This is a genomic window from Burkholderia sp. Bp8991, from assembly GCF_003853795.1.
Taxonomy (GTDB): domain Bacteria; phylum Pseudomonadota; class Gammaproteobacteria; order Burkholderiales; family Burkholderiaceae; genus Burkholderia.
Genome location: NZ_QTQJ01000074.1, coordinates 1 through 1,168 on the forward strand (window position 1 = coordinate 1; position 1,168 = coordinate 1,168).

The window sequence follows — 1,168 nt, forward strand, 5'->3', positions numbered from 1 at the left end:
GCGCTTGCGTATGACGTTGCGGTGGGCCTGTGCTACATCACGCCCGAACAACTCTACGACTTGCGCATCGAGGCGGATTGGAGGATGGGGGATGGGATTCCCCTGGAAAATCCAAACAAAAGGTACGCCGACTATTTTGCATCGGGAACGCTCGATAGAACGCCCCTCCCCGAATGGGCACATGGCGAAACAAGTGAAGGCAAGGTTCCCGACGCAATCGCTGACGAACGCGAAGGTGAGTTCTATCTCAAGGTCGGGGGTGTCGTATGAAGACGCTGATTGCTACATGGCCACGACGTGTCGCAATTGCTGTTTCGGTATGGCTGATTGCCATCGTGCTCATCGCCACGACGATGGCGCACTTGGAACAACCCGACCCGGCACATCTGGAAACAGGAGATTGGATGAAGCGATTCATTGTTGTACCTGGCCTAGCTGCGCTTATGGTGTTTCTGTTCACCACGTCAGTGATGCGTCCGGCACAAGCTGCGTCTGCCAAGGAGGCTGCAGGGAATATGGCGCTGGCAGCCGAGAAGCCGGTCAAGCCATTCGTCGCGCAGGTGGTCGGCCTGATTTGGTTGAATCCATTGCAACGTATGGACTACCCGACCGAATGGCAATTGTTGTGGACGCAAGGGCTTGCCGCACCGAACAAGAACGACGACATGGTGCGCACTGACCCGAAGTCATTTTCCACGCTTCAGTCGATCGGGGCGTTGGTTTACGGCAATCGAGGAAAAGAAACATTCAAGGGTTTCTACGCCAAGTACGTCGACAAATTCATCCTTCTCTTGCGTGCTCGATACTTTAGCAACGCGAAGTACTTCTACACCGTGCAGTCCGATAGCCAGAAAGATTGGCGCGAACTCGCCGGCATACGCGTCGAAGTTGCCGTTCCGCCCCGACTCGATCCGGCCTTTGCCAAGTCGCGCATGGTCGATCGGATGATGAACTTCTTCGAGATTGGGCCGCCATCACCGAAGACGCTTTGGAGCCGCGACACGCCCCCCGACGTGCAAATCACCCAAGGCGGCGCAAACGCCGGCTTCACATCGCTGAACAACGCGCTGGATTACCTGCAGGCGAACCCTGACAAGACCGTATGGGCAATGAACTGGGACGCCCCGAACTTCCCGCCCACGGATGCGCAGATCAACGAGAACCTCGT

At 56.6% G+C, this 1,168-nt stretch carries 2 pseudogenes; both read left to right on the forward strand.

What is annotated here, in order from left to right:
• Positions 1-270, forward strand: a pseudogene (locus tag DIE02_RS35175) (hypothetical protein); the annotation flags it as partial.
• Positions 271-404: 134 nt separating this feature from the next.
• Positions 405-1,168: pseudogene (locus DIE02_RS35180) on the forward strand (virulence factor); the annotation flags it as partial.